Annotated in this window: 22 protein-coding genes; 7 read left to right on the plus strand and 15 right to left on the minus strand. The window is 68.8% G+C overall.

The window, feature by feature from the left end:
• Nucleotides 1-51 precede the first annotated feature (51 nt).
• Genes glpX through G6N23_RS15030 form a run of 3 tightly spaced genes read left to right on the plus strand, consistent with a single transcriptional unit; the run spans nucleotide 52 to nucleotide 3,848 of the window.
• Nucleotides 52-1,083 (plus strand): class II fructose-bisphosphatase, encoded by a 1,032-nt coding sequence (glpX, locus tag G6N23_RS15020; RefSeq protein ID WP_179961137.1) that lies wholly within the window; start codon nucleotides 52-54, stop codon nucleotides 1,081-1,083.
• A 24-nt stretch (nucleotides 1,084-1,107) separates the two neighbouring features.
• Nucleotides 1,108-2,505 (plus strand): class II fumarate hydratase, encoded by a 1,398-nt coding sequence (locus G6N23_RS15025; protein WP_085262459.1) that lies wholly within the window; start codon nucleotides 1,108-1,110, stop codon nucleotides 2,503-2,505.
• An 8-nt stretch (nucleotides 2,506-2,513) separates the two neighbouring features.
• Entirely contained in the window at nucleotides 2,514-3,848 is a 1,335-nt protein-coding gene (locus G6N23_RS15030) for an MFS transporter (RefSeq protein WP_085262460.1), read from the plus strand.
• 6 nt (nucleotides 3,849-3,854) lie between these two features.
• Here the strand turns inward: G6N23_RS15030 and G6N23_RS15035 are convergent, their stop codons facing one another.
• The 6 genes from G6N23_RS15035 to G6N23_RS15060 all read right to left on the minus strand — a co-directional run bounded on the left by G6N23_RS15035 (nucleotide 3,855) and on the right by G6N23_RS15060 (nucleotide 11,240).
• Nucleotides 3,855-5,381 carry an HNH endonuclease signature motif containing protein gene (locus G6N23_RS15035; protein ID WP_085262461.1) on the minus strand — a complete coding sequence of 509 codons (1,527 nt, stop codon included), beginning with the start codon at nucleotides 5,379-5,381 and terminating at the stop codon, nucleotides 3,855-3,857.
• 66 nt (nucleotides 5,382-5,447) lie between these two features.
• Nucleotides 5,448-6,296: a polysaccharide deacetylase family protein gene (locus G6N23_RS15040; RefSeq protein ID WP_085262462.1), complete on the minus strand. Its 849-nt coding sequence runs from the start codon at nucleotides 6,294-6,296 to the stop codon at nucleotides 5,448-5,450.
• 9 nt (nucleotides 6,297-6,305) lie between these two features.
• Nucleotides 6,306-7,613, minus strand: coding sequence for an RNA 5'-3' helicase PhoH2 (locus G6N23_RS15045; protein ID WP_085262463.1), 1,308 nt, complete (start codon nucleotides 7,611-7,613; stop codon nucleotides 6,306-6,308).
• Between the two features lie 194 nt (nucleotides 7,614-7,807).
• Complete coding sequence (locus G6N23_RS15050) at nucleotides 7,808-8,635, minus strand: acyl-ACP desaturase (RefSeq protein WP_085262464.1); 828 nt, start codon at nucleotides 8,633-8,635, stop codon at nucleotides 7,808-7,810.
• Nucleotides 8,636-8,713: 78 nt separating this feature from the next.
• On the minus strand, nucleotides 8,714-9,988 hold the full coding sequence (gene glyA, locus G6N23_RS15055; protein WP_085262465.1) for a serine hydroxymethyltransferase: 1,275 nt from the start codon (nucleotides 9,986-9,988) through the stop codon (nucleotides 8,714-8,716).
• A gap of 46 nt (nucleotides 9,989-10,034) precedes the next feature.
• Nucleotides 10,035-11,240 carry a DUF885 domain-containing protein gene (locus tag G6N23_RS15060; RefSeq protein ID WP_085262466.1) on the minus strand — a complete coding sequence of 402 codons (1,206 nt, stop codon included), beginning with the start codon at nucleotides 11,238-11,240 and terminating at the stop codon, nucleotides 10,035-10,037.
• A 45-nt stretch (nucleotides 11,241-11,285) separates the two neighbouring features.
• Between G6N23_RS15060 and coaA the strand changes: the two genes are divergently transcribed.
• A complete protein-coding gene (gene coaA / locus G6N23_RS15065; protein WP_085262467.1) occupies nucleotides 11,286-12,224 on the plus strand; it encodes a type I pantothenate kinase in 939 nt (312 codons plus the stop codon).
• Between the two features lie 9 nt (nucleotides 12,225-12,233).
• Here the strand turns inward: coaA and G6N23_RS15070 are convergent, their stop codons facing one another.
• On the minus strand, nucleotides 12,234-12,809 hold the full coding sequence (locus G6N23_RS15070) for a DUF732 domain-containing protein (RefSeq protein ID WP_095173757.1): 576 nt from the start codon (nucleotides 12,807-12,809) through the stop codon (nucleotides 12,234-12,236).
• Between the two features lie 112 nt (nucleotides 12,810-12,921).
• Nucleotides 12,922-13,752 (minus strand): (2Z,6E)-farnesyl diphosphate synthase, encoded by an 831-nt coding sequence (locus G6N23_RS15075; RefSeq protein ID WP_085262469.1) that lies wholly within the window; start codon nucleotides 13,750-13,752, stop codon nucleotides 12,922-12,924.
• Between the two features lie 72 nt (nucleotides 13,753-13,824).
• On the opposite strand from G6N23_RS15075, the gene trhA reads away from it, so the two are divergent.
• A complete protein-coding gene (gene trhA, locus G6N23_RS15080) occupies nucleotides 13,825-14,544 on the plus strand; it encodes a PAQR family membrane homeostasis protein TrhA (protein WP_085262470.1) in 720 nt (239 codons plus the stop codon).
• 6 nt (nucleotides 14,545-14,550) lie between these two features.
• Here trhA and G6N23_RS15085 read toward each other — a convergent pair whose 3' ends face one another.
• The 4 genes from G6N23_RS15085 to mca are packed head-to-tail and all read right to left on the minus strand — an operon-like array spanning nucleotide 14,551 to nucleotide 18,085.
• Nucleotides 14,551-14,934, minus strand: a complete 384-nt coding sequence (locus G6N23_RS15085; RefSeq protein ID WP_085262471.1) for a nuclear transport factor 2 family protein — start codon at nucleotides 14,932-14,934, stop codon at nucleotides 14,551-14,553.
• Nucleotides 14,931-16,952 carry a thioredoxin domain-containing protein gene (locus G6N23_RS15090; RefSeq protein ID WP_085262472.1) on the minus strand — a complete coding sequence of 674 codons (2,022 nt, stop codon included), beginning with the start codon at nucleotides 16,950-16,952 and terminating at the stop codon, nucleotides 14,931-14,933. The genes G6N23_RS15085 and G6N23_RS15090 overlap by 4 nt, the downstream gene beginning before the upstream one ends.
• A 9-nt stretch (nucleotides 16,953-16,961) precedes the next feature.
• Nucleotides 16,962-17,216, minus strand: coding sequence for a hypothetical protein (locus tag G6N23_RS15095; RefSeq protein WP_085262473.1), 255 nt, complete (start codon nucleotides 17,214-17,216; stop codon nucleotides 16,962-16,964).
• On the minus strand, nucleotides 17,213-18,085 hold the full coding sequence (gene mca / locus G6N23_RS15100) for a mycothiol conjugate amidase Mca (protein ID WP_085262474.1): 873 nt from the start codon (nucleotides 18,083-18,085) through the stop codon (nucleotides 17,213-17,215). The genes G6N23_RS15095 and mca overlap by 4 nt, the downstream gene beginning before the upstream one ends.
• Nucleotides 18,086-18,198: 113 nt before the next feature.
• Here mca and G6N23_RS15105 point away from each other — a divergent pair, with 113 nt between their 5' ends.
• The gene (locus tag G6N23_RS15105) at nucleotides 18,199-18,621 is read left to right on the plus strand and encodes a DUF4307 domain-containing protein (protein ID WP_085262475.1); all 423 of its coding nucleotides are present in this window, start codon (nucleotides 18,199-18,201) and stop codon (nucleotides 18,619-18,621) included.
• A gap of 122 nt (nucleotides 18,622-18,743) precedes the next feature.
• Nucleotides 18,744-19,238 carry a transcription elongation factor GreA gene (gene greA, locus G6N23_RS15110; protein ID WP_085262476.1) on the plus strand — a complete coding sequence of 165 codons (495 nt, stop codon included), beginning with the start codon at nucleotides 18,744-18,746 and terminating at the stop codon, nucleotides 19,236-19,238.
• 10 nt (nucleotides 19,239-19,248) lie between these two features.
• Here the strand turns inward: greA and G6N23_RS15115 are convergent, their stop codons facing one another.
• The 3 genes from G6N23_RS15115 to G6N23_RS15125 form a co-directional block, all read right to left on the minus strand.
• Nucleotides 19,249-20,409 (minus strand): cystathionine gamma-synthase, encoded by a 1,161-nt coding sequence (locus tag G6N23_RS15115; protein WP_085262477.1) that lies wholly within the window; start codon nucleotides 20,407-20,409, stop codon nucleotides 19,249-19,251.
• A complete protein-coding gene (locus G6N23_RS15120) occupies nucleotides 20,406-21,086 on the minus strand; it encodes an Rv1078 family RDD domain-containing protein (protein WP_095173755.1) in 681 nt (226 codons plus the stop codon). Before G6N23_RS15120 ends, G6N23_RS15115 begins: the two co-directional genes overlap by 4 nt.
• A 64-nt stretch (nucleotides 21,087-21,150) precedes the next feature.
• Nucleotides 21,151-22,545 (minus strand): cystathionine beta-synthase, encoded by a 1,395-nt coding sequence (locus G6N23_RS15125; RefSeq protein WP_085262479.1) that lies wholly within the window; start codon nucleotides 22,543-22,545, stop codon nucleotides 21,151-21,153.
• Nucleotides 22,546-22,577 lie beyond the last annotated feature (32 nt).

Consider the following 22,577-nt stretch of genomic DNA (forward strand, 5'->3'; position numbering starts at 1 on the left):
CCAGTATCCCAGCTCCGAGCGGCCCACCCTGTTCTGGGACAATGAGCAACCATGACCGCACCCTCTCGCCGCGAACCCCCAGACCGCAACCTGGCCTTGGAGCTGGTGCGGGTGACCGAGGCCGGCGCCATGGCCGCCGGCCGGTGGGTCGGCCGCGGCGACAAGGAGGGCGGCGACGGTGCGGCCGTCGACGCGATGCGCGAACTGGTCAACTCGGTGTCGATGCGCGGCGTGGTGGTGATCGGCGAGGGCGAGAAGGACCACGCGCCGATGCTCTACAACGGGGAAGAGGTCGGCAACGGCGACGGGCCCGACTGCGACTTCGCCGTCGACCCGATCGACGGCACCACCCTGATGAGCAAGGGCATGCCCAACGCCATCTCGGTGCTGGCGGTGGCCGAGCGCGGCGCGATGTTTGACCCGTCGGCGGTGTTCTACATGAACAAGATCGCGGTCGGCCCCGAGGCGGCCGACGTACTGGACATCACCAAGCCGATCGCCGACAACATCAAAGCAGTCGCCAAGGTCAAGGGCCTGTCGCCCCGCGACATGACGGTGTGCATCCTGGACCGGCCCCGGCACGCGCAGCTGATCCATGACGTGCGGGCCGCCGGTGCGCGGATTCGGCTGATCACCGACGGCGACGTGGCCGGAGCGATCGCGGCGTGCCGGCCCGACTCGGGCACCGACATGCTGGCCGGGATCGGCGGCACCCCGGAGGGCATCATCGCGGCCGCGGCGATCCGCTGCATGGGCGGTGAGATTCAGGCCCAGTTGGCGCCCACCGACGACGCCGAGCGGCAGAAGGCCCTGGACGCCGGCTACGACCTGGGCGAGGTGCTGACCACCGAGCATCTGGTCTCCGGCGAGAACGTGTTCTTCTGCGCCACCGGGGTCACCGACGGCGACCTGCTCAAGGGAGTGCGCTACTACCCCGGCGGCTGCACCACCCAATCGATCGTGATGCGCTCGAAGTCCGGCACCGTCCGGATGATCGAGGCATATCACCGCCTGTCGAAGCTCAACGAGTATTCGGCGGTCGATTTCACCGGCGACGCACACGCCGCCTACCCCCTGCCCTGACCGTCAAGCGAGGACTTGAAAGCTATGAGCGAGACCGAATACCGCATCGAACACGACACCATGGGCGAGGTCCGGGTGCCGGCGAGTGCGTTGTGGCGCGCGCAGACGCAGCGCGCCGTGGAGAACTTCCCGATCTCCGGTCGTGGCCTGGAGCGCACCCAGATCCGGGCGCTCGGCCTGCTGAAGAGCGCGTGCGCGCAGGTGAACGCCGACCTGGGTCTGCTGGCCCCGGAGAAGGCCGCCGCCATCAAGGCCGCCGCCGCCGAGATCGCCGAGGGCAAGCACGACGACCAGTTCCCCATCGACGTGTTCCAGACCGGTTCGGGCACCAGTTCCAACATGAACACCAACGAGGTGATCGCGTCGATAGCGGCCGCCAACGGGGTGACCGTGCACCCCAACGACGATGTGAACATGTCGCAGTCGTCCAACGACACCTTCCCGACCGCTACCCACATCGCGGCAACCGAAGCTGCGGTGCGCCACCTGATTCCGGCACTTCAGGTGCTGCACGAAGCGCTGGCCGCCAAGGCGATGCAGTGGCGCACCGTGGTGAAATCGGGCCGCACCCACCTGATGGACGCCGTCCCGGTGACCCTGGGCCAGGAGTTCTCCGGTTACGCCCGCCAGATCGCGGCCGGCATCGAGCGAGTGCAGGCAACGCTGCCCCGCCTGGGTGAGCTGGCGATCGGCGGGACCGCCGTCGGCACCGGGCTGAACGCCCCGGAGGGCTTCGGCGCCAAGGTGGTCGAGGTGCTGGTCAAAGAGACCGGGATCACCGAACTGCGCACGGCGGCGAATTCGTTCGAGGCGCAGGCGGCGCGGGACGGCTTGGTCGAGGCCTCGGGTGCGCTGCGCACCATCGCGGTGTCGCTGACCAAGATCGCCAATGACATCCGCTGGATGGGCTCGGGCCCGCTGACCGGCCTTGCCGAGATCCAGCTGCCCGACCTGCAGCCAGGCAGCTCGATCATGCCGGGCAAGGTGAATCCTGTGCTGCCCGAGGCGGTCACCCAGGTGGCGGCGCAGGTGATCGGCAACGACGCGGCGATCGCCTGGGGCGGCGGCAACGGCGCCTTCGAGCTCAACGTCTACATCCCGATGATGGCCCGCAACATGCTGGAGTCCTTCACGCTGCTGACCAACGTCTCGCGACTGTTCGCCGAGCGCTGCATCGTCGGGCTGGTCGCCAATGAGGAGCACCTGCGCGAGCTCGCCGAGTCCAGCCCGTCGATTGTGACGCCGCTGAACTCCGCGATCGGCTATGAGGAGGCCGCCGCGGTGGCCAAGCAGGCCCTCAAGGAGCGCAAGACGATTCGCCAGACGGTGATCGACCGCGGTCTGATCGGCGACAAGCTCTCGGAGGCCGAGCTGGACCGCCGCCTCGACGTGCTGGCGATGGCCAAGGTCGACAAAGACTAAGCCACCAGATGAGCGCCGATCCGGCTGCGTCCGAGACGGGCAGGTCGGCGACGGCGAAGGTGACTCGTCGTGTCATCCCCTTCCTGGGGCTGCTTTACTTCGTCAACTACCTCGACCGCGTCAACATCGGGTTCGCCGGGCCTAACGGCATGAACGACGAACTGGGCATGACCGCGACGATGTTCGGTTTCGCCTCGGGGATCTTCTTCTTCGGCTACCTGTTCCTGGAGATACCCAGCAACATCGCGCTGCACAGGTTCGGTGGCCGACGCTGGCTGGCCCGCATCATGCTCACTTGGGGAATCGTCAGCACCGCAATCGCTTTCGTTCCCAACGCACCCACGCTCGTCGCACTGCGGTTTCTGCTCGGGGTGGCCGAGGCCGGCTTCTTCCCGGGCATCATCCTCTACCTCACGTTCTGGTTCCCGCAACGGCAGCGGTCCCGGGCGATCTCGCTGTTCATGGTGGCGGTTCCGGTTTCGACGGCGATCGGCTCCACTTTGTCCTCACTCGTCATCGACTGGGGCCACGGTGTTTTTGGCCTTGCCGGATGGCGTTTCATGTTCCTCGTCGAGGGACTGCCCGCGATCGCGCTCGCGTTCGCGTGCTGGTTCTACCTGACCGACCGGCCTGCGCAGGCTCGCTGGCTCGACACCGACGAGAAGCAGTGGCTGGAAGCAACACTGGCGGACGAACGGGCGGCGGCCGGGGCCGGTCAGCATTGGCCGCTCACCAAGGTCCTCAGCCATCGGCGGATGCTGGCGCTGGCGTTCATCTATTTCGGGATCGTCTACGGGCTCTACGCCGTCGGGTTCTTCCTGCCGACCATCGTCGCCGGGTTTGCGCAGCAGTACGGCAGTGAGCTGAGCATCATCGGGCGCGGCGTCGTGACCGCTGTTCCCTGGGCCGTCGCAGCCGTCGTGATGGTGCCGTGGGCGCGGCACGCAGACCGGACGGGAGAGCGCGTCTGGCATGTGGCGATCCCCGCCATTGTCGGCGGTTTGAGCATTCCCGCGGCGTTGTACATGGCCAACCCGTACCTGGCGATGCTCGCGATCACGTTGTCGACGTGCTCGATCATGTGTGCAATGCCGGTTTTCTGGGCTCTGCCGTCTGAGTTCCTCACCGGGACGGCGGCGGCCGCAGGGATCGCGTTGATCAATTCGCTGGGCAACCTGAGCGGCTTCGGCGGCCCCTACGTCACGGGCTGGCTGACCGATCTGACCGGCGACAGCAAAGTCGCCCTGTGGGTGATCGGAGCGTTCTCACTGCTCGCGGCCGGCCTGGTGGTTTTCCTGGGATCCGCTCCGAAGCGGAAGCGGCACAACCTCATTGAGGCGTAGCTTCGGCTAGAACGGGGGTGGGTCGTCGCCGCCGGTGCCCGGTGCCGCTTTGGGGCACAGGGCGGCGGCCCGGGCGGCGCGGCGGGCTTCGCGGGCGTTGCGGTTCTGATTGCGTTCGGTGTTGATGCGGGCCGCGCGGTTCTGCGCCCGGGTGCGCCGGCGCCGGGGCATCATCGCGGTGCGTTCCCCGCCCGCGGCATCGGGATTTCGCTCAGGTGGCGCCAGGTCCCCGGTGGGCACACACAGGCGGGGAAACAGCAGCGCACTACCCGGGGTGGTGACATAGCTGCGCCCCGCCGGCGACGCCAAGATCAGCGTGCCATCCGGCAACTGGGCATCGCGCCAGCCCCAGAACGTCTTCACCAGATGATGGGTGCGGCAATAGCATTTGAGGTTGGAGGCATGCGTCGGGCCGCCGTCACCGAACGGAATCGTGTGGTCGATGTCGCAGTCGGCCGCCGGGCGGTCACAACCAGGCCAGCGACAGGTCAGATCCCGGCAACGCACAAACGCCGCCAACGCCGCCGACGGCACATAACCCGACTCGGGCGGGGCATCGCCGGGATGAGCCAACGACACCAAGCGCGCCGAGCGGGCGAGTTCTTCGATCATCTCCGGGGGAACCAGCCCATCGGCCTCCACCAGCCATCCCGGCTCGGAGCCGGTGCCCTCGATCGTGGCCTGCTCGGCGATCACATGAATGACCACCGGAGAGGCAGCCGGTCGTCGTCCCGCGGCGCAATCGGGGCGGCCGCACCGACACCCCAGCCGGTCCGCTCGCGCGGCCAGCGCGCCCATCGCATCGGCACAGCGCTCCTCATGACTGCGCGGATCGTGCTCACACACGGTGGCCGCCAATGCATCCAGGGCTTTGCCCAACGCGCGCGCGTCCGGGGTGAACAGGCTGCCGTGGATTTCTGAAACCCCACCCTCCTGGTCCTGGATCGAGATCTCGCGCTGCGCCCGGCGCTCTGTGCGGCGCCGCACCGCATCGGCATCGGCTTTGGCCACGATCTTGTCGATCCTTCCGGCCAGCCGGCTCGCTGTCAGCGACGGCCACCGTGGCACCTTGACCGCCAACTCGGCATCCACGGCCGCCAACACCTCACGATCGGTGATCAGATCGGTGCGATACACCATCGTGCAGAACAGTCGAAGATCGATATCGCCGGCCTTGAACACCTCGGCCACCTTCGGCAACTGCTCGCGCATCGCGCGGGCGTAATTCAGCCGAGAACCCGCCAGCGCCTGGCTGATCCGCAGCGCCGCCGCCACCTCAGCGGTGACCGCCGCCGTGGTATCCACCGCCCAATCCTCGGTCTCACTGCACCGGCTCAACCGCAGCGCAAACAACTCCCCGATTGCCACCAGATGCGCCGCCGCCGCCCGATTCTCCGCCCGCGCCGAGGCACCAATGCGATCCACCAACGCCGCCGACTCCGGCGTGGTCGACGGGTAATGCCGCTCGAAGAGCTCGTCGAACCAGGCGATCACCTCCGGAGGCGAACCTTGCGACGAGTTCGATTCGAACATACGTTCGATCATACCCGAAATCTCTGACACCCGCCGCGCGATCAGGGCGTGACGCCGCTGAGTTTGTCACGCGCCGTTGTTCGGGCCCCCCGAGTTCGCCCCGGCGATGTCGGTGATCGGGAAGTTGGGCATCGGCGGCGGCGACGGTGTGGCCGGCAGCGCCGGGATGTCGGCGGCCGGGATGTCGTGCAGCTCGTTGACCGGCGGGCCGTTGTCCCGTCCCCCGTACACGCTGCCCGGTGCGCGCGGACCGAGCAATTCGCCGACCGTAACCATGTGGTAGCCATTGGCTTTCAGCACCGGGAGGAACTGGTAGACCAGGTCGACGGTGGATGAGTAGGTGTCGTGGAACAGCACCACCGAGCCGGGCTTGATCTGGGTCATCAGCATGTAACGGGTCGCGGTGATATCGGCGTCGTTGATCCAGTCGAACGGGATGACGTCCCAGAGGATCGCGGCCAGACCGAACTTGGCGGCCTGGGCATTCACCGCGTCGTCGGTGAGCCCGCCGGGCGGGCGCCACAGGGTCGGCGTGACCCCGGTGGCCGAGCGGATCGCGTCGTTGGCCCGGGCGAACTGAGCCGGCACGTCTGCCGCCGGGATCGTGGTCATGTTCGGGTGTTCCCAGGTGTGGCTGCCGATCTCCATCCCTGCTTCGGCGATCCGTGCCGCACCCGCCGGGTCGGCCGCCACCTTGTTGCCGATCAGGAAGAAGGTGGCGCGCGCGTCGGCGTCGTTCAAGACCCGCAACAGCCGGTCGGTGTACGGCGAAGGCCCGTCGTCGAACGTCAGCGCCACACACTTGACCACGGCGCAGTCCACCGGACCGGCATCGGCCCGGTGGACGTGGCCGGTGGCGCAGGCGCCGATGAGCAGCGCGGCCACCAGGGCCGCAACGGTGGGCGGGTATCGCACCCCGGCAGCCTACGGCAGCGCGCCGGGATTGATCTCCTCGAGCATCTCGGTGACCAGCGCGGCGATCGGCGAACGCTCACTGCGCAGCAGCGTGATGTGGGCGAACAGCGGGTGGCCCTTGAGCTTTTCGATCACCGCGGCGATACCGTCGTGCCGGCCGACCCTTAAGTTGTCGCGCTGGGCGACGTCGTGGGTGAGCACCACCCGCGACCCGGTGCCCAGCCGCGACAGCACCGTCAGCAGCACGTTGCGCTCCAGCGACTGGGCCTCGTCGACGATCACGAACGAGTCGTGCAGCGACCGGCCCCGGATGTGGGTCAGCGGCAGCACTTCGAGCATGCCGCGCGAGAGCACCTCCTCGAGCACCGCCGGGCTGGCCAGCCCTTCCAGCGTGTCGAACACGGCCTGCGCCCACGGCCCCATCTTCTCGTTCTCGCTGCCCGGCAGGTAACCGAGTTCCTGCCCGCCGACGGCGTACAGCGGCCGGAACACCACGACCTTGCGCTGGGTGCGCCGCTCCAAGACCGCCTCCAGGCCGGCGCAGAGCGCCAGCGCCGACTTGCCGGTGCCCGCCTTACCGCCCAGCGAGACGATGCCCACCGACTCGTCGAGCAGCAGATCCAGCGCCACCCGCTGTTCGGCGGAGCGGCCGCGAAGCCCGAAAGCCTCCCGGTCACCGCGGACCAGCTGCACGCGCTTGGCCGCGTTGACCCGTCCCAACGCGTGCGAGCTACCACCGAGCAGCCGGATTCCGGTGTGGCACGGGAGATCCCGTGCAGCAGCCAAGTCGATCTCACCGTCGTCGAACAGCACGTCGATGTCGTCGACGGAGGCCTCGACCTCGTCCATTCCGGTCCAGCCGGAGACGATGACGTCCTGGGCGTGGTATTCGTCAGCGGCCAGGCCGAGCGCCGCCGCCTTGACCCGCAGCGGAATATCCTTGCTCACCAGCGTGACCCGCCGTCCCTCCGCCGCCAGGTTGGCGGCACAGGTCAGAATCCGGGAGTCATTGCTGTCGGTGCGAAACCCGGTCGGCAGCACCGCAGGGTCGCTGTGGTTGAGCTCGACGTGCAGCGTACCTCCTTGCGCACCAACGGGAATCGGCTGATCAAGGCGACCGTGTTCCAATCGCATGTCGTCGAAGAGGCGCAGCGCCTGGCGGGCGAACCAGCCGAGCTCGTGATGATGGCGTTTGGCCTCGAGCTCGCTGATCACCACCAGAGGGACGACGACCTCGTGCTCGGCGAACCGGGTACAGGCCCACGGGTCCGACAACAGCACGGAGGTGTCGAGCACATACGTCCGGATATCAGGCACTAAGCGCTCCAGCGGGTGCGGGCCCGCGCGGCCCCGCGCGAGCAATTCGACGGGGCGGCGGCACCAGGACCGGAGCCGGTCCTGTCGTAGTCACGACCAGTGGTGCCGCCTAGACAGCAGAGCGTGTGGCTAGCCATCGCTTGCGACGGTACCCCCGTCGGCGCGGGCCTGCCGAGCAGGCGCGCCGGAGCTCATCAGCTGATGACGAACCGCTTCAAGTCGGGGTGTGCGGCCAGCCCCCAGGCGCTGATCCGGTCGGAGATCACCCGGCGCAACTGGTCGGGCCCGAAGATGCCGGCTTCGGCGATTCCGGCCTGCCGGTCGGCGTAGGCGTCGATGTCGGCGCCGACGATCTTCAGCTCGGCTGCCCGGGCGGCGATCGCGGCCACCGTCTCGTCGTGCACGTAGTCCAGGCAGTGGGTGATCAGGTTGGCGAAGAACTCCTCGTGACGTTCCTCGTCGCCGGCGATCCGGCTGATCAGTCCCTTGAGCACCGGCTCGTCGGTCTTGTCGGCCAGGTTGCGGCAGAACTCGGCGCACGCGCGCTCGTAGAAGGCCATGAACACCAGCGTCTCGACCTGGCTGTAGCGGTCGGCGCGGTAACCCTTCTGCACGTGCTGCATGCGGACGCTCTCGTTGGCGTCCGGGTCGATCTCCCGGGTCACCACCAGGTACTCGCGCAGCGCGATGGCGTGCAGGTGCTCCTCGGCGGTCCACCGGCCGATCCAGCGGCCCCACTTGTCCTCGAGGATGAAGTGCTCGACCAGCTCGCGGTGGTAGCCGGCCAGGCTGTCCTTCTCGATAAGCAGGATCTCGCAGGCATCGGTGATCACCTTGGGCAGCGTGACCTGCGACGGGTCCCAGTCCTTGCCGCCGAGGAAGGCGAAGTTCTGGCCCTGCTCGAACGGCACGTAGTCGTGCGCGTACCACGGGTCCACCGTGTCGATGTGCCGGGTCAGGTTCGCGTCGACCACCGGCTCCAGCTCGAGGATCAATGCATTAGCAACGGGACGTTCAGCCATGAAAGTAACTGTAACCCGAATTCACACTATCTTGTCAACTCGGACGCGCCGTGTCGGGCCGCCGCGCTCGCGACAGCCCTAGGCGAGCTTCCAGTCCTCCAGGCCGTCGTAGAGCGGGAATTCCTGCGCCAGCTTGGTGACCCGGGCCCGCAGCGCCGGCACGTCAGCGCCCGAACCGGCAGCCAGCGCAGTAGCGATGACATCGGCGACCTCGGTGAACTCGGTGTCGCCGAAGCCGCGGGCGGCCAGCGCCGGGGTGCCCACCCGAAGCCCGGAGGTGACCATCGGCGGCCGCGGGTCGTTGGGGACGGCGTTGCGGTTGACGGTGATGCCGACCTCGTGCAGCAGATCCTCGGCCATCTGGCCATCCAGCGGGGAGTCCCGCAGGTCCACCAGCACCAGGTGCACGTCGGTGCCACCACTGACCACCGACACACCGGCCTTGGCGACATCGGCGGCCAGCAGGCGCTCGGCGAGGATCTTGGCGCCGGAGAGCACCCGCTCCTGACGCTCGGCGAATTCGGGGGTGCCGGCGATCTTGAGTGCGACGGCCTTGGCGGCGATCACGTGCATCAGCGGGCCGCCCTGCTGACCGGGGAAGACCGCCGAGTTGATCTGCTTGGCGAACTCCTTCTTGCCCACGATCAGCCCGGACCGCGGGCCGCCGAGGGTCTTGTGCACGGTGGTGGACACCACCTGCGCGTGCGGCACCGGCGACGGGTGCAGCCCGGCGGCCACCAGCCCGGCGAAATGCGCCATGTCCACCCACAACGTCGCGTCCACCTCAGCGGCGATCGAGGCGAAGGCCTCGAAGTCCAGGATGCGCGGGTAGGCCGACCAGCCGGCGATGATCACCTTCGGCTTGAACTCCAGCGCCTGAGCCCGCACCACATCCATGTCGACGCGGTGGGTGACCGGGTCGACGCCGTAGAAGGCGTTCTCGTAGAGCTTGCCGGAGAAGTTCAGCCGCATCCCGTGGGTCAGGTGCCCGCCGTTGGCCAGGTCCAGGCCGAGCAGCCGGTCGCCGGGCTCCATCAGCGCCTGCAGCACCGCAGCGTTCGCCTGGGCGCCGGAGTGCGGCTGAACGTTGGCGAACTCGGCGCCGAACAGTTCCTTGGCGCGGTCGCGGGCGATGTTCTCCACCACGTCGACGTGCTCACACCCGCCGTAGTAGCGGCGGCCGGGCAGGCCCTCGGCGTACTTGTTGGTCAGCACGCTGCCGTGGGCCTGCAGCACCGCACGCGGCACGAAGTTCTCCGACGCGATCATCTCCAGGGTGTCGCGCTGGCGTCCCAGCTCCTTACCGAGCAGCTCGGCGATATCGGGATCGACCTCGGCCAGCGGAGTCGACATCGTGGAGGCGGGACGAGTGTGGGGTGCGGCAGTCACGCCGGTCAGTCTATCGAGCCAGCTCGGCCCGCAGCGACGACGGGATCAGCGGCTCGTCCAACAGCCGGCCGAACCGCTCGATGAGAGTCATCCCGGCTGGTCGGGCGTCCAGCCAGGAGCGCAGCAGCCGGTAGCCCTCCACGTAGGTCGAGGTGTAGGCACGCCACAGCGGCGACGACAGGAACCGCAGTGTTTGGCGGGCCCGGTCGTCGGGGACGAGCAACCAACGGCGCAGGTAGTCGGCCACCTCGTCGACGTCCCGGTGCTCGTCGTGCAGCATCAGCGCCGCGTCTTGGCGCACGTCGGCCAGCGCCGCCGCGGCCTCGGCGACCGCCTCGGCCCGTTCGCCGTCGAACCGCAGCCCCAGGTCGGCGTAGATCTCCGCGGCCCAGACGCCCCAGCCGGGACCGACCGCGGCGTGCAGCGCCAGGTCGGCCAGGCCTTCGGCCATCAGACACTGCGGGGTGTTGACCAGGAAAATGGTCTGCTCGGCCTGGCCCCGACCCACGACCAGCCCGGCCTCCTTGCGGCAGTGCTCGGTGTGATGACCCGGGTAGGACTCGTGAGCCACCAGCCTCGGCAGATTCGACATCAGCTGTTTGAGGTCGGCGTTGACCGCCACCGTGGAGCGGTAGTCGCCGCGGTAGTAGTTGAATCCCGACCACGGTTTGTCGGTGACGACCTCATAAGTGATGGTCTCGGTCTCCGGCAGCGGGAAGTGTGACCGCACCCGATCACGCAGCGCCGAGGAGAACGCATGGATGGCCGCCTCGAGCCGCTCCGGAGGAATCTCCTCGGCCCGGCGGTGCGCAGCCATCCGGTCGGCCAGCGGGCCGCTGCCGCCCAACAACTCACTGAGCCGGGCGTGCGCCTGCCGGTAGCGGTCGGTGTCACCCGTGGCGATATCGACGTCGAAGTAGTCGCGTACCTCGTCGACGAAACCGACCTGTTCGCCGGCGAACTTGCGCCCCGCGCACGCCAGCGCCCGCAGGTGTACCCGCAGGTAGTCGGCGCGTGCGGCATCGAGGCCGGCCGGCAGTTCGGCAAGCAGTTTCTCGGCCTGGCGGGCCAGCGCGGCCGGGTCGGGCACGGGTTCGTTCTCGACCAGTCGTCGCAGCGCCGGATCACCGGTGAAGGCGTCGACATAACCCGGCTCGACCCGGTCGAAGCGCAGACCGAGCAGCAGGTATTCACGGATCAATTCGGCGGGCTCCATACCCGATCAGGCTAACCGCCGGGGTTACTGCAAGACTGTACGGTCATGCGGCGGCTTAGCGAGCCGAGTCCCTATGTGGAGTTCGACCGACGTCAGTGGCGGACGCTGCGCATGTCGACGCCGCTTCCGTTGACCGAGGAAGAGGTCGTGGCCCTGCGCGGCCTCGGCGAGCAGGTCGACCTGCTCGAGGTCGAAGAGGTCTATCTGCCGCTGGCGCGACTTCTGCATCTGCAGGTCGCCGCCCGTCAGCAGCTGTTCGCCGCGACCGCGGAGTTCCTCGGTGAGCACGACCAAAGCCCGGACCGGCCGGTGCCGTTCATCATCGGCGTGGCCGGCAGCGTGGCCGTCGGCAAGTCGACCACCGCCCGCGTACTGCAGGCGCTGTTGGCCCGCTGGGACCACCACCCGCGGGTGGACCTGGTGACCACCGACGGGTTCCTCTACCCCAACAAGGAGTTGGAACGCCGGAACCTGATGCACCGCAAAGGGTTTCCGGAGAGCTACAACCGGCGCGCGCTGATGCGCTTCGTCACCTCGGTGAAGTCCGGCGCCGACTACGCGTGCGCGCCGGTGTATTCACACCTGAGCTACGACATCGTCGCCGGCGCCAAGCAGGTGGTCCGCCATCCCGACATCCTGATCCTCGAAGGCCTCAACGTGCTGCAGACCGGGCCCACGCTGATGGTGTCGGACCTGTTCGACTTCTCGCTGTACGTCGACGCCCGGGTGGAGGACATCGAGCACTGGTACGTCTCCCGGTTCCTGGCGATGCGCTCCACCTCGTTCGCCAATCCGGAGTCGCACTTCCACCACTACGCGGGGCTCAACGACCAGGAGGCGGTGACCGCCGCGCGCGACATCTGGCGCTCCATCAACCGGCCCAACCTGGTGGAGAACATCCTGCCCACCCGGCCGCGGGCCACCCTGGTGCTGCGCAAGGACGCCGATCACTCCATCAACCGGCTGCGACTGCGCAAGCTCTAGCGGGATCGGCTACGGCTGCGTTGCGGTGCCCGGCTGCGGCTGGGCCGGCGGCGGGAACTCGGCAGGCGGCGGGAATCCGGGCGGCGGCGGGAACTCGGCAGGCGGCGGGAACTCCGGCGGTGGCGGGAACCCGGGCGGTGGCGGGAACCCGGGCGGCGGGGGGAACCCCGGCGGCGGGGGGAACCCGGGCGGCGGCGGGAACCCGGGCGGCGGCTCGTCGGCCGGCGGGGGCGGCGGATTCTCGGGAGCACCGGGCGGCGGTGCCGCCGGGGTCGGGGTCGAGGCGGCGGCCAAGGTCTCCGGGCACATCTCGTTCTGCGCAGCGTCCACCACGACCTTGGAGATGCCGTCGGCGATCTTCTTGTCGAACCGGTCCCGGGCGGGACGGCCGCGCCGCAAGTTCTGGCAGATGATCTCGCCGAACTTCACCGCACCCGACGGCGTGCTGAGCCCCGGACTGCTCTGGTACTTGAAGCCGTGCGACTCAAGGTAACCGAGGTAGCCCTTCTCGTCGGCCTGGGCGGGCGCGGCGGCGAAGATCAGGGTTCCGGGAATCAGCGTCATCGCCGCCAGCCGCCACATCATGGGAGAGAACTGTAGACGGTGGCGGCTGGGGCGGCACGCTCAACCGGCCCCAAGTCAGGGCAGCCACCAGCTCAGGGTGAAAACCAGCGCCGACAGTACGACCACGCCCCCGCTACCGCCCGAATCGCCGGTGCCGCACGCTGTAGTCGCGCAACGCCCGCAGGAAGTCCACCCGTCGGAAAGCCGGCCAATGCGCCTCGGTGAACCACATCTCCGAATAGGCGCTCTGCCACAGCAGAAATCCGGACAACCGCTGCTCGCCCGAGGTGCGGATCACCAGGTCCGGGTCCGGCTGGCCCGAGGTGTAGAGATTCTCCGAGATGCCCTCGACGGTCACCGCGTCGACGAGTTCCTCGGCAGTGGCACCGTTGGCCAACTCCTTGCCGAGCAGGCCGCGCACGGCGTCGACGATCTCCCGGCGGCCGCCGTAGCCGACGGCGACGTTGACATGCAGGCGTGGACTGCCGCCGCCGTCGGCGCCGGTCGTCCGCCCCGCGCTCGCCGCGCCCACGGTGCTTTCCACGGCCTCCCGCAGCCGGCGGGCCGGCTCCTCGCCCAGCAGTTGAAGATCCCCGACGGTGCGCACGCTCCAGCGGTTGGCAGGCGCGCAGATCTCCTCCACCACGTCGGTGATGATCTCGATCAGCGCGGCCAGCTCCGCGGGGTCGCGCTGCAGGTTCTCGGTGGACAGCAGATAGACGGTGGCCATCTCGATGCCGGCGTCGGCGCACCAGCGCAGCATCTCGGCGATCTTGGCCGCGCCCATCCGGTAGCCGTAGCTGACATCGTCGTAGCCGGCATCGCGCGCCCAGCGCCGGTTGCCGTCGCAGAGCACGGCGATGTGCCGCGGCAGCGCCGACCGTGAGGCCGCGAGCCCCTGCCGGAGGCGCATTTCGTAGAGCCGGTACAGCGGCTCCTTCAGGCGCGCCGGGATGATCGCCACAAAAACCCAGACTACTGTGATCGGCAGAAGTTGCCGCGAATCGCATCCGGGAATCCACTGGAGGAAAGGTTCATGAGCACGCACCCCGAAACCATCTCGGAGCCGAACCCGAGTGACCTGCCCGTCGACGTCGCCCCAGCCCACACCAGGCCGCGGGCACGCGGATGGATTCACCTGGTGTCGGCGATCGTGGCCGTCATCGCCGGGGCCACGCTGATCGGGGTGACCTGGCCGTTGGCCGGGCTGGAGGCGGGTTTGGCGACGCTGGCCTACACCATCTCGGTGGTCGGCATGTTCGCCGTCAGCGCCACCTATCACCGGGTGACGTGGAAATCGGTGGCAGCCCGGATCCGGATGAAACGGCTCGACCACGCGATGATCTTCATCTTCATCGCCGGCACCTACACCCCCTTCGCGCTGCTGGCGATGGACCACGGCGCCCAGGAACGGCTGGTGATGACGATCGTGTGGGGCGGTGCACTGGCCGGCGTGCTGCTGAAGCTGTGCTGGCCGACCGCCCCCAAGTGGGTCGGGGTGCCGCTGTATCTGCTGTTGGGTTGGGTGTCAGCGTTTTTCATCGCGACGATCATGCACAACGCCGGGGTCGCGGCGATGGTGCTGCTGACCGTCGGCGGCGCGCTCTACAGCGTCGGGGCGATCATGTACGCGCTGAAGTGGCCGGACCCGTGGCCTCAGACGTTCGGCTACCACGAGTTCTTCCACGCCTGCACCGCGGTCGCGGCGATCTGCCAGTACATCGCGATCTGGTTCGCCGCGCTGTCCTCGCCGTGACCGGGTCTACAGCTGGGTGATGTTCTCCGCCGACCAGTAGGCCTTCATCGCGGCGATCTTGCCGTCACCATCGAACACCATCACGTCGATCGGCTCGATACGCATCCCGTGGTCGCCGCTGGTGATGGTCAGCGCGAAGTGGAAAGCCGCTTCGTTGCCGGCGACCCGCAGCGTGACCAGCTCTGACTTGCGGTCCAGGCCGGTGATGTTCGAGTAGAAGTTGCGGATCGCCTGGTGGCCGATGTGCACCTCGCCGCCGACCGGGTCCTCCAAAGTGGCGTCGGGCGCGTACAGCCCGACCAGATCATCCGCGTCCCCACCGCCGACCAACTCGATGTAGCGGTGGACGGTCTCGGTGATGGCCTGGGTCCGGTCGGGTGCGCTCGTCATGTGCCGCAGGTTACACCGGACGCCGGGTTTCCGGGCACCTCGAGCACCACCGCCAGCTCCGCCGCGCTGCCGACCGGCAGGTCGCACACCGGGCCCCGGCAGACGTAGGCGGCGTCGGCACCGTCGACACGGTCCCGCCCGATCAGCAGTTCCGACGAGCCCGGCGCACCGCCTAGGACGATCGCCCCGCCGGGCGCCAGCCGGCGCGCGGCGGCCAGCAGCGCCGAGTCGGTGCGCTCGCAGGCCACGGCGACCTGCAGCGGGCCCCGGATGTAGGCCTCGGCGACCGCCAGCCAGTGCCCCACCGAGCGCGGGGCGCGGGCCAGCAGCGCGCTGTGCGCGGCCAACGCGTCGGCGGCGGCCTGCCGGTAGCGCTCGGCGCGGTCCGCGTCGACCAGGTGCGCCGCGGTCAGCAGCGCCTCGGTGATCAGCGCCGCCCCCGACGGGGTGGCGCCGTCGAGCGGGTCGCCGGGGCGCAGCACCAATGTTTCGGCGTCGTCCGCGCTGTCGAACCAGCGCCCGGGCTGCGCCGGGTCGGCAAAATGGGCCAGCGCGGTGTCCAGCAGGCCGGCGGCGGCGTCGCGCCACCGCGGGTCGCCGTCCAGCTGGTACACGCTGAGCAGACCGGTGGCCAGCGCGCCGTAATCCTCCAGGATCGCGGCGCTGTCCCCCACCTGTCCGCCCAGGCTGGCCCGGCGCAGCCGGCCGTCCACCAGGTGCAGGTCGAGCAGGGCCGCCGCGCAGCCCTGCGCGGCGGCGACCAGGCTCGGATCCCCCAGCGCCACAGCGGCTTCGGTCAAAGCCGTGATCGCCATGCCGTTCCAGGCGGTGACCACCTTGTCGTCGCGTCCGGGCTGGGGGCGGGCACGGCCGGCGGCCAGCAATTGTTGCCGCACCCGGTCGAGTCGCGACGGATCGTCGGGGTCGATCGGCAATTGCAGCACCGAGGCGCCGACTTCAAAGGTCCCGCCCACTGTGACCCCGAAAACGTCTGCCGCCCAATGCCCGTCGTCGTCGCCGAGCACGTCGGTCAGCTGTTCGGGAGTCCACACGTAGGTGGAGCCCTCCCGGCCGTCGGCGTCGGCATCCAGCGAGGAGACGAACATGCCTCCCTCGGACAGCTCGTCGAGCAGGAACCGGGCGGTGGCCGTCGCCACCCGGATGGCCAGCGCGTCACCGGTGCGCCGCGCCCAGTGCGCATAGGCCCGCAACAGCAGCGCGTTGTCGTACAGCATCTTCTCGAAATGCGGTACCACCCAAGCATTGTCAACGCTGTAACGGGCGAAGCCACCGGCGAGCTGGTCGAAGATGCCACCGCGTGCCATCGCCGCGCCGACACGCGCCACCGCATCCAGCGCCGGGCGGGCTGCGGTCCGTTCGTAGTGGCGCAGCAGGGTTTCCATCATCGCCGACGGCGGGAACTTGGGCGCGCCGCCGAAGCCCCCGTGTTCGGTGTCCTCGTCTCGCAGCACCGCCGCCACGGCGCCGTCACAGAGCATCGCGTCGACGGGCGGCCCGTCCCCGGGGAGCCCGGCGGCCATCGAGCGCAACTCGCCGGCGATGCGGTCGGACGCGTCCTCGACTTCGTCGCGGCGGTTGCGCCAGGTGTCGGTGATCGCCGAAAGCAGGTTCAGGAACGTGTCTTTCGGGTAGTAGGTGCCGCAATAGAACGGCCTGCCGTCCGGGGTCAGGAAACACGTCATCGGCCAGCCGCCACGGCCGGTGAGCGCGATGGTGGCGTTCATGTAGATCGCGTCGATGTCCGGGCGCTCCTCCCGGTCGACTTTGACGCACACGAAGCCGTCGTTCATCGCTTCGGCGACCTGCGTGTCCTCGAAGGACCCGTGCGCCATCACGTGACACCAGTGGCAGGCCGCATAGCCGACCGACAACAGGATCGGCACGTCGCGTTCGGCGGCTTCGGCCAACGCCTGCGGCGTCCACTCCTGCCAGTGCACCGGATTGTCGGCGTGTTGGCGCAGATACGGGCTGGTGGATCCGGCGAGACGATTAGCCATGAGCCCGGCCTACCCCGCCGAGTCCGGTCCCGGCTCCAGCGTGCCTTCGTCGGCAGCCTGATCGGCCGCCGGGTCCTGCGGGTCGAAGGATTCCGGCACCTTCTTGAGCTGCCTGTTCATCGACCACACCAGCCCGAACGTGCCGAGCAGCAGAAGCACGATGACCAGCAGTCCGAATGGGCTCGCCTTGCCGAAGTCCGGACCGGTGTCACGGGGCACGTCGTCGGCCAAGATCCAAAGTGCGGTCAGCACAGCGTGATTCATGAGTCATCCTCGATCCCGGCGAACAGGTCGGTCTCCGGCAGGATAACCGGCACCCGAGACCGGGCCAGCTCGAATTCCTCGGTGGGCCACAGGCGTTGCTGCCACTCGATCGGAGCGGCGAAGAAATCGCCGTTCGGGTCGATCTGGGTGGCGTGGGCACGCAGCGCGTCGTCGCGCTGGTGGAAGTACTCGGCGCAGTGGATCCGACTGGTCACCCGGTCGGCGAACACGTCGCGGTCGGGCTGCCAGTGCTCCAGCCACTTCGCGAACGGACCGACCTCGCCATTGCGGGCGAACTCGTCCTGCAGCAGCTGCATCCGCTGGCGCAGGAACCCGTGGTTGTAGTACAGCTTCGAGACCGTCCAGGGTTCGCCGGCGTGCGGGTAGCGGCGATGGTCGCCGGCGGCCTCGAACGCGGCCACCGAGACCTGATGGCACTGGATGTGGTCGGGGTGCGGATAGCCGCCGTTCTCGTCGTAGGTGGTCATCACGTGCGGCCGGAACTCCCGAACGACCTCCACCAGTCGCCCCGCCGACACCTCCATGGGCACCAGTGCGAAGCAGTCCTCGGGCAGCGGCGGCAGCGGGTCGCCCTTGGGCAGCCCGGAGTCGATGAAACCCAGCCAGCGATGCTCGACGCCGAGGATCTCGGCGGCTTTGGCCATCTCGTCGCGGCGGATCTCGGCGATATGGCCGTGGACCTCGGGCAGATCCATGGCCGGGTTGAGGATGTCGCCGCGCTCACCGCCGGTCAGCGTCACCACCATCACCCGGTGGCCGGCGGCGGCATAGCGGGCCAACGTCGCCGCGCCCTTGCTGGACTCGTCGTCGGGGTGCGCGTGCACCGCCATCAACCGCAGTCCGCTCATGTGCAAAGTCCCCTATAGTTCCTGTTGGTTTCCGGCCCCCATCGTTCCACCATGCGCGGCGGGCGCGGTAACCGATCCCGACTCCACCGGCGACCATGGGACATACCACGACGATGACCGACTCGAAGCCGGCCCGCTACGGCAGCACCCGGAGCCGCGCCCTGCCCCGGCGCCTGCTCGCGATCGTGCTGGGCCTGCTGGCCGTCGCGACGGCCGCCGCCGTCGCCGTGCTGGGCTATCAGCGGCTGACCACCGCCGACGTCAAGGGCGAAATGTATGGCTATGAGGTGATCGACGACCAGACGGTGTCGGTAAAGATCAGCGTGACGCGATCCGACCCGTCCCGGCCCGCGGTGTGCATCGTCCGGGTCCGGGCCGGTGACGGAAGCGAGACAGGCCGCCGCGAAGTGCTGATCCCACCGTCGGAGTCGGCGAACGTTCAGCTGACGACGATCGTCAAATCATCCCGCCCGCCGATGATGGGTGATATCTACGGCTGCGGCACCGACGTGCCCAGTTATCTGATTTCGCCATGATTTCGCGGTGGTACCCTTTACGGATACACGGTTCCGGCTGGGACCGTGTATTGCTGCATTAGAACGACGTCGAACCCCGCTGACTTGGATCGCCGGTTCCGACGACACGAGGAGCAAGTGAGATGACGGACACTCAGGTGACCTGGTTGACGCAGGAGTCACACGACCGGCTCAAGGACGAGCTCGACCAGCTGATCGCAAACCGTCCGGTGATCGCCGCGGAGATCAACGACCGCCGCGAAGAGGGCGACCTGCGGGAGAACGGCGGCTATCACGCCGCCCGCGAGGAGCAGGGCCAACAAGAGGCCCGCATCCGGCAACTGCAGGACCTGCTCAGCAGCGCCAAGGTCGGTGAGGCGCCCACCCAGTCCGGGGTGGCGCTGCCGGGGTCGGTGGTCAAGGTCTTCTACGACGGCGACAAGTCCGACACCGAGACGTTCCTGATCGCCACCCGCCAGGAAGGCGTCAGCGAGGACAAGCTCGAGGTGTACTCGCCGAACTCACCGCTTGGTCACGCCCTGCTCGGCGCCAAGGAGGGCGAGGAGCGCAGCTACACCGTGCCCAGCGGCAAGACCGTCAAGGTGACCCTGGTCAGCGCGAAGCCCTACCACTCCTGAGCGCAGGCGTTCAGCCCAGCGCCTGCTTCAGGTCGTCGAGCAGGTCATCGATGTCCTCGATCCCGACAGACAACCGCACCAGGTCGTCGGGAACCTCCAGTTGCGAGCCGGCCGTGGACGCATGCGTCATCGCGCCCGGGAGTTCGATCAGCGACTCCACCCCTCCCAGTGACTCGGCCAGGATGAAGATCTCGGTCGCGGCGCAGAGCTTCTCGGCGGCGGGCCGCCCGCCGTGCATCCGCACCGACATCATGCCGCCGAAGCCGCCCATCTGGCGGGCGGCCACGTCATGCCCGGGATGGCCGGGCAGACCCGGGTAGAGCACGCTGTCCACCGCCGGGTGCCCGGCGAGGAACTCCGCCACCGCCGTCGCATTCTCGCTGTGCCGTTGCATCCGCAACACCAGCGTCTTGAGACCCCGCAGGGTGAGGTAGGCGTCGAAGGGCCCGGGCACCGCACCGGCGCCGTTCTGCAGGAACGCGAAGGCCGCGTCGAGTTCCTCGTCGTCGGTGACCAGCGCGCCGCCGACCACATCGGAGTGCCCCCCGATGTACTTGGTGGTCGAGTGCAGCACCACGTCGGCGCCCAGCGTCAGCGGCTGCTGCAACGCCGGCGAGGCGAAGGTGTTGTCCACCAGCACCTTCGCGCCGGATTCTCGGCCGATCGCGGCAATGCCTTCGATATCGCTGATCGACAGCAGCGGGTTGGTCGGGGTCTCCACCCAGATCAGCCGGGTCTTGTCGGTGAGCGCGGCGCGCACCGCGTCCAGGTCGGACAACGCGACCGGGGTGTGGGCGACCCCCCACTGGGTGAACACCTTGTCGATCAGCCGGAAGGTGCCTCCGTAGGCGTCGTCCGGGATGATCAGGTGCTCGCCCGGGCGCAGCATCGCCCGCAGGGCACAGTCCGTGGCGGCCATCCCGGAGGAGAACGCCCGGCCGAAGCGGCCCCGCTCGACCGCGGCCAGGGCGGCCTCCAACGCGGCCCGGGTCGGGTTGCCGGTGCGGGCGTACTCGTAACCGCCGCGCAGGCCCCCGACGCCGTCCTGGGCGAAAGTGCTGCTGGCGTAGATCGGGGCATTGACCGCCCCGGTGGCCGGGTCGGGCCGGAAGCCGGCGTGGATCGCCTTGGTGGACAGGCCCTTCGGGCCGCGCCCGTGACTCTGACTCACCGGATCGGCAGGCAGACGGTGGTCATGATCTTGTCGGCTATCGTCTGCCGTTTGGCGTCCCACAGCGGGAACAGGTAGCCGATGCACAAGATGGCGCCGTCGATGATGTGGGCCAGCTGCCGCACGATCGACATCCCGAACCCGATCGGCTGGCCGGTGGCTTCGGAGACCACCTTGAACTTCATCACCGACTTGCCGATGCTCGACCCGGTGACACCCTGCCGGTAGCCGAAGTTCCAGATTCCGTAGCCCAGCGCCGCCACCCACCCGATGAACATCAGCATGGCGCCGGCACTCGACGGGGTGACGGTGCAGGCGAACCCCGCCGACGTGGTGATGCACTCTCTTCGCGCCGTTGATCCGGCGATCATCGAGGGGATCCCGTAAATCACCAGGATCGGGATGAGATCGATGAGGTAGGCGCCCACCCGGGTCAGCCACGACGTGTACGCCTCGGCCGGGAGCGCGCCGACCGGGCTTCCGGCCGAGGCGTACCCCGGCGGCGGCGGGGGGTAGTTACCCGGCGGCGGGGGCGGATAGTTACCCGGAGGCGGGGGCGGATAGTTACCCGGCGGCGGGTAGTTGCCGGGCGGCGGGGGCGGGTAATTGCCCTGGGGCGGGTAGTCGCCGGGCGGGGGCGGGTAATTGCCCTGGGGCGGCGGCGGAAAGTCAGTCATGGGCACCCTTCATCGAATCGATTGATGCGGATTTTCACGCTACCGCAACGTGCCCTCGTCGTGGCTACCTGCGGCGCGCCCCGTCGGACAGGAAACCCAACAGGTCGTGGCGGGTGATGACACCGACCGGCTTGCCGTCTTCGACCACCATCACCGCGTCGACCTCGGCCAGCGTAGCCGCGGCGACGCCGACCACCTCACCGGAGCCGATCAGCGGCAACGGCGGGCCCATGTGCTGCGACACGGCGTCGGCCAGCTTGGCGCGGCCCTCGAAGACCGCCGAGAGCAGGTCGCGTTCCGACACGCTGCCGGCCACCTCCCCCGCCATCACCGGCGGCTCGGCGCCGACGACGGGCATCTGCGACACCCCGTACTCCCGCAGGATCCCGATGGCGTCGCGCAGCGTCTCCGACGGGTGGGTGTGCACCAGATCCGGCAACACCCCGGACTTCGCGCGCAGCACGTCGGCGACGGTCGGTTGCACGGTCGAGCCGTCCAGCCGGGAGCGCAGGAACCCGTAGGACGACATCCAGGAGTCGCTGAAGATCTTCGACATGTAACCGCGGCCGCCATCGGGCAGCAGGACGACGACGAGCGCGTCGGGCCCGGCTTTGACGGCCGCTTCCACGGCCGCCACCACGGCCATGCCGCAGGACCCGCCGACCAGCAGCGCTTCCTCGCGGGCCAGGCGCCGGGTCATGTCGAACGAGTCCGCGTCGGACACCGCGATGATCTCGTCGGGGATGCCCGGGTCGTAGGCGGCGGGCCAGAAGTCCTCACCGACACCTTCGACCAGATACGGCCGGCCGGTCCCCCCGGAGTACACCGAGCCCTCCGGGTCGGCGCCGATGATCCGCACCCGGCCTCCCGACACCTCCTTGAGGTAGCGGCCGGTGCCGGTGATGGTGCCGCCGGTGCCGATCCCGGCGACGAAGTGGGTGACCTGGCCGTCGGTGTCGTTCCACACCTCCGGGCCGGTGGTCTCATAGTGACTCTCCGGGCCGGCTTGGTTGGAGTACTGGTCGGGCTTCCAGGCGCCGTCGATCTCCTCGACCAGCCGGTTGGACACGCTGTAGTAGCTGGCCGGGTCGTCGGGCGGTACCGCCGTCGGGCACACCACCACCTCGGCGCCGTAGGCCCGCATCACGTTCTGTTTGTCCTCGCTGACCTTGTCGGGGCAGACGAACACACACTTGTATCCGCGGCGCTGGGCGACCAGGGCGAGGCCGACGCCGGTGTTGCCGGAGGTGGGTTCGACGATGGTGCCGCCAGGCCGCAGCGCCCCGCTGGCCTCGGCCGCGTCGATCATCTTCACCGCGATGCGGTCCTTGGAGCTCGCGCCCGGGTTGAGGTATTCCACCTTGGCCACCACCCGGCCCGCGCCGGCGGGAACGATCGAACCGAGCTCGACGAGGGGGGTGTTGCCGATGAGGTCACTGATATGGCGCGCTATCCGCATACCTGCCATCGTCTCAGGCGGTGGTGTTCACC

Origin of the sequence: Mycolicibacter terrae (assembly GCF_010727125.1) — a bacterium.
GTDB classification, from domain to species: domain Bacteria; phylum Actinomycetota; class Actinomycetes; order Mycobacteriales; family Mycobacteriaceae; genus Mycobacterium; species Mycobacterium terrae.

Bases quoted from the DNA above. Each gene is read 5' to 3' on its own strand.
- G6N23_RS15030 (WP_085262460.1), top strand. From the start codon at position 2,514: ATGAGCGCCGATCCGGCTGCGTCCGAGACGGGCAGGTCGGCGACGGCG.
- G6N23_RS15120 (WP_095173755.1), bottom strand. From the start codon at position 21,086: ATGACTGACTTTCCGCCGCCGCCCCAGGGCAATTACCCGCCCCCGCCC.
- glpX (WP_179961137.1), top strand. From the start codon at position 52: ATGACCGCACCCTCTCGCCGCGAACCCCCAGACCGCAACCTGGCCTTG.
- glyA (WP_085262465.1), bottom strand. From the start codon at position 9,988: ATGTCGACTCCGCTGGCCGAGGTCGATCCCGATATCGCCGAGCTGCTC.
- G6N23_RS15105 (WP_085262475.1), top strand. From the start codon at position 18,199: ATGACCGACTCGAAGCCGGCCCGCTACGGCAGCACCCGGAGCCGCGCC.
- G6N23_RS15050 (WP_085262464.1), bottom strand. From the start codon at position 8,635: ATGGCTGAACGTCCCGTTGCTAATGCATTGATCCTCGAGCTGGAGCCG.
- trhA (WP_085262470.1), top strand. From the start codon at position 13,825: ATGAGCACGCACCCCGAAACCATCTCGGAGCCGAACCCGAGTGACCTG.
- G6N23_RS15095 (WP_085262473.1), bottom strand. From the start codon at position 17,216: ATGAATCACGCTGTGCTGACCGCACTTTGGATCTTGGCCGACGACGTG.
- G6N23_RS15125 (WP_085262479.1), bottom strand. From the start codon at position 22,545: ATGCGGATAGCGCGCCATATCAGTGACCTCATCGGCAACACCCCCCTC.
- G6N23_RS15085 (WP_085262471.1), bottom strand. From the start codon at position 14,934: ATGACGAGCGCACCCGACCGGACCCAGGCCATCACCGAGACCGTCCAC.
- G6N23_RS15090 (WP_085262472.1), bottom strand. From the start codon at position 16,952: ATGGCTAATCGTCTCGCCGGATCCACCAGCCCGTATCTGCGCCAACAC.
- coaA (WP_085262467.1), top strand. From the start codon at position 11,286: ATGCGGCGGCTTAGCGAGCCGAGTCCCTATGTGGAGTTCGACCGACGT.
- G6N23_RS15025 (WP_085262459.1), top strand. From the start codon at position 1,108: ATGAGCGAGACCGAATACCGCATCGAACACGACACCATGGGCGAGGTC.
- greA (WP_085262476.1), top strand. From the start codon at position 18,744: ATGACGGACACTCAGGTGACCTGGTTGACGCAGGAGTCACACGACCGG.
- G6N23_RS15070 (WP_095173757.1), bottom strand. From the start codon at position 12,809: ATGATGTGGCGGCTGGCGGCGATGACGCTGATTCCCGGAACCCTGATC.
- mca (WP_085262474.1), bottom strand. From the start codon at position 18,085: ATGAGCGGACTGCGGTTGATGGCGGTGCACGCGCACCCCGACGACGAG.
- G6N23_RS15035 (WP_085262461.1), bottom strand. From the start codon at position 5,381: ATGTTCGAATCGAACTCGTCGCAAGGTTCGCCTCCGGAGGTGATCGCC.
- G6N23_RS15060 (WP_085262466.1), bottom strand. From the start codon at position 11,240: ATGGAGCCCGCCGAATTGATCCGTGAATACCTGCTGCTCGGTCTGCGC.